This window comes from Acinetobacter sp. V2 (assembly GCF_001188385.1).
Taxonomy (GTDB): Bacteria; Pseudomonadota; Gammaproteobacteria; order Pseudomonadales; family Moraxellaceae; genus Acinetobacter; species Acinetobacter oleivorans.
In genome coordinates this window covers 52058-55779 of the sequence record NZ_JZFB01000004.1, presented here as the reverse complement: position 1 = coordinate 55779, position 3722 = coordinate 52058, and the positions used below count along the sequence as shown (strand labels likewise).

Annotated in this window: 5 protein-coding genes; all 5 read right to left on the bottom strand. The window is 39.8% G+C overall.

From position 1 onward, the window contains the following. Positions 1 to 217: 217 nt before the first annotated feature. Complete coding sequence (gene rsfS / locus UC75_RS13215) at positions 218 to 619, bottom strand: ribosome silencing factor (RefSeq protein WP_004794586.1); 402 nt, start codon at positions 617 to 619, stop codon at positions 218 to 220. 81 nt (positions 620 to 700) lie between these two features. Next, complete coding sequence (locus UC75_RS13210; protein WP_004794584.1) at positions 701 to 1495, bottom strand: hydroxypyruvate isomerase family protein; 795 nt, start codon at positions 1493 to 1495, stop codon at positions 701 to 703. Positions 1496 to 1508: 13 nt separating this feature from the next. Further along, a complete protein-coding gene (locus UC75_RS13205) occupies positions 1509 to 2378 on the bottom strand; it encodes an NAD(P)-dependent oxidoreductase (RefSeq protein WP_049837874.1) in 870 nt (289 codons plus the stop codon). Positions 2379 to 2390: 12 nt separating this feature from the next. Continuing rightward, positions 2391 to 3179 carry a crotonase/enoyl-CoA hydratase family protein gene (locus UC75_RS13200; protein WP_049837873.1) on the bottom strand — a complete coding sequence of 263 codons (789 nt, stop codon included), beginning with the start codon at positions 3177 to 3179 and terminating at the stop codon, positions 2391 to 2393. A 94-nt stretch (positions 3180 to 3273) separates the two neighbouring features. Further along, positions 3274 to 3722 (bottom strand): Hpt domain-containing protein (locus UC75_RS21680; protein WP_228137364.1); only part of this gene is annotated, 449 nt, incomplete at its 5' end.

Below are 3722 nucleotides of genomic sequence, written 5' to 3'. Positions count from 1 at the left end.
CTTTCTGTACTCCGATTATGCTATTTATTGGTGAGGACTTTCAGAAAATATATAGTGCTGCAAATCTGACAATTTGTCATGTCAAATTTGGTTGTAAGTGATGATTGGTATTTGTGGGGGGGCGGGTAAGATGATGGGATATTTGAAAATGGTTAAAATCTTTGTTTAGTAAATAAAAAAGCGGCTCAAAAGAGCCGCTTTTTTTAAAAGCAAAATTTTAAGCAACCGACTCTGGAGCGGTACGCCATAAGCTTTCTAAATCATAGAATTTACGAGCTGTTGGTAGCATCACATGTACTACAACAAAGCCGAGATCAATTAAGATCCATTCTGCATCTCGTTCACCTTCAACGCCAATCGGGCGGAAACCGGCTTTTCGAGCTTCTTCTGCAACATTGTCTGCAAGTGCTTTCACATGACGAGTAGAAGTACCGCTCGCAATTACAATAGCATCAGCGACATTGCTAATTGAGCTAACATCTAACTGGAGAATATCTTTTGCTTTTACATCAACTAAAGCGTCGTGGACGACTTTGAGACAAGTTTGTACGTCTTTATTTGAGGTATTCATTGCGAAATCGTGAGAATTAGACACGCTGGGCGATGGTTCTAAATTCATATAGGGTATATTTTCCTGACAATTACTCACTATCTAATATAGTGGTTTTCGCGCTAAATTTCAAACAAAACTCGTAACAGTTTATATATTTACATCATCCGAAAAATACTTTTTCTTCCATGTAAATGACTGATTTGAAGTATTTTCAGGCTTATATTCCGCTGCAATATAGTTTTGATAAGAACTTTGTTTTAACCAAGAAAAAATTTGTTCATAAGGAATTTCAGCTGTATCTGGCTCATGTCGGCCCGGACAGTCCGCAAACTGAATGTGTCCAATTGAGTTAATATTCTCTTGTAAACCCTCAAGAACGTCTTCGCCCATCATTGCCATGTGATAGCAGTCATATTGCATTTTTAGAGTAGGGTCGTTGACCGCTTCTAACATTTCTTGTGCCTGCGCAATATTTTGTACTAAAAAGCGGGGCATATCTGTACCGTTAATCATTTCAAAAACGGGTTCTATATCGTGTTCACTGAGTAAGTTACACGCAAGTTTTAAATTAGCTGCTAAGGTTTTTAAACAAGGCAGTAAGTCAGCATCGAGCGGTTGTTTGCCAGCTAAAATATTAACACGAGGAACCTTTAAGGCAGTGGCATAGCTAATGGCTAACTCTAATGCTTCATGGAAAGCTATTTCTTGGCCGGGAATGCCTGCTAAACCGTTTCCACCTTGCATAAGATCACCGGCCGGCACATTGATTAGACAGAGGCTAAGATTATAGCGTTCGAGTTGAGTTTGAATATCTGCAATAGTTAATTCATAAGGGAATTGAATTTCTACATATTCAAAGCCCTGTGCATGGGCCAGAGCGAAGCGTTCAATTAAAGGAACTTCGGTAAAAATCATGGATAAATTGACTGCAAGACGACCCATACTCAAACTCCGTTTATTTTTGCTCTACTAATTGAATCATAGTAGCTAAATCTTTCTCAGCAAAGCCATTTTTTTGGTGAGTTTGTAGCTGTAATAGAGCTTTTTGTGCAACTGGGATGTCTAAATTAACATTGTTAGCCAATGTTACTGCGTTATTAAGATCCTTAGATAATGTTTGAACTTTCCACTGAACTGGCTCAAAGGTATGAGTTGCCATACGTGGAGTTAGAATTTGAAAGGGTTTCGAGTCCGCAAATCCGCCTGCTAAAGCTGGAGCGAGTAAAGTCGTATCTACACCAGCTCGGTCTGCAAGCGCGACAGCTTCTGCAATAAGGGCGCTGTTGGCTGCAACAATCAGTTGATTACAAATCTTGGTGGCTTGGCCAGTTCCTGTATCGCCCATTCTCGTTACACGTTGAGATAGAACATTATAAACAGGCGTTAGTTCTGTAATCGTTTGAGCATTACCGCCTGCAAAAATGACAAGTGTGCCTTGTTCTGCTCCAGCTGTTCCGCCTGATACAGGTGAATCAATCCAAATAACGTTATGTGTGGCAGCTGCTTGAGCAAGCGTTTTTGTTGCAGCAACAGATAAGCTTGAGAAATCCACAATAACTTGCTCAGCTTTTAAGTTAGGTTGAATTTTTTCAAATACTGCCTCTACGGCTTTATCATCTGCCAGACAGATTAAAATAATAGGATAGTCACCAATATTTGAAAGTTCTAAAGGTTGGGCACCGATATCAATCAGTTCTTCACATGCAGAGAAGGTTCGATTCCAAACCGCAACTTGAAAGCCAGCTTGAATAAGGCGGGTTGCCATCCGACTTCCCATAAGCCCCATACCTAAAAAAGCAATAGGGGTATTACGATCAAAATTCATAATCTAAGCTCTTTATTTATATTGGCGTGGTAAAAAATTAACTTCCGGATGTTTGTCTTTTTTACGAGCAAGTTTGCTATTTTTACCAAGTAATAATTTAAGTTGCCAGATTTTTTCTAGACGCAATGATTTTTCTGGTTGATGCTCCATTGCATCTAGTACGCGTTTTGCCGCTGTGAGGGCATCAGGTGAGCGCTGCAACATTTCAGCTGCAATCTCATGTGCTCTCTCTAGAGGCGAGTCACTTAAATGAGTCACAAGACCGATTTCTTTTGCATAATTTCCGTCAAAAACACGGGCAGTTAAGGTGAGTTCTTTTGCAAGGTCAACGTTAATTAAACCTTTTAATGAGCGACTAAGTCCCATATCAGGAACTAAACCCCAACGGCTTTCCATAATTGACATTTTTGTTTCTGGATGAGAAATTCGAATGTCGGAAGCCAAGGCAAGCTGCATACCTGCGCCGAAACAATATCCTTCTAATGCAGCAATAACTGGGACAGGTAAATTCTGCCAAGTCAGAAATGCTTTTTGAAAAAGACTTTGTCCGGGTTTTACAAGTTCCCAAATGGCAAAAGCAGAGTTTTTCGGATTGTTTAGGTCGGATAAATCAATTCCAGCACTAAACACATTCCCTTCGCCTGTCAAAATAACACAGCGAATATCTCTATCCTTTTTAATTGCTTTTGCAGTTGAAACTAACTCTTTCAATAAGGCAAAACTCATTGCATTGCGTTTGTCTGGACGGTTTAAATATACCGTTGCAATGCCATTATTTTTTTCAATACGTAAGAGTGCCATGAGATTCCCGCTTCTTTTTTTATAGATGAACGGAGCATAACATGGCTGTAATTTGGAAACATGACAGTCCAGTCATGCCTCTTTGATAGAAATGTTAGTCAGGAATCACCAAAATTTGATGGGCTGCACTTTCTACCTCTTTAACGACAAGACCGAGTTCATCAAAGCGCTGCATCACTTCTTCAATGAAGCCTTCATCTGCTATACGGCGTTCTTTACGCAACGTTGAAATAAATTGCTCAAAGTCACCAGTCACTTGTTGTAGTTTCGGGGCGCCTACATAGCGAGTAGCACCATAGAGGCGATGTAAAACATGCTCAAGTTGAGGGAAGTCTTCAAGCTCAATGAGCTGCTGCATTTCATCTAGCTCAGTTGGAAAACTATCAACTAACATTTTAAGTAGATCTTGCGCTAACTCTTCTTTATTTGCTGCAAGCTGCAAACTTTGTTGCCAGTTTAAAATTTGTGGATCTAAAGCTTCTGCGACTACATGATGGTCTTTATCTAAGGCTTTTGCTGTAAAGTTGTTTTTAGTCCATTGCG

Excerpts from the sequence above, each read along its gene's own strand:
- rsfS (WP_004794586.1), bottom strand. The coding sequence starts at position 619 with ATGAATTTAGAACCATCGCCCAGCGTGTCTAATTCTCACGATTTCGCA.
- UC75_RS13210 (WP_004794584.1), bottom strand. The coding sequence starts at position 1,495 with ATGGGTCGTCTTGCAGTCAATTTATCCATGATTTTTACCGAAGTTCCT.
- UC75_RS13205 (WP_049837874.1), bottom strand. The coding sequence starts at position 2,378 with ATGAATTTTGATCGTAATACCCCTATTGCTTTTTTAGGTATGGGGCTT.
- UC75_RS13200 (WP_049837873.1), bottom strand. The coding sequence starts at position 3,179 with ATGGCACTCTTACGTATTGAAAAAAATAATGGCATTGCAACGGTATAT.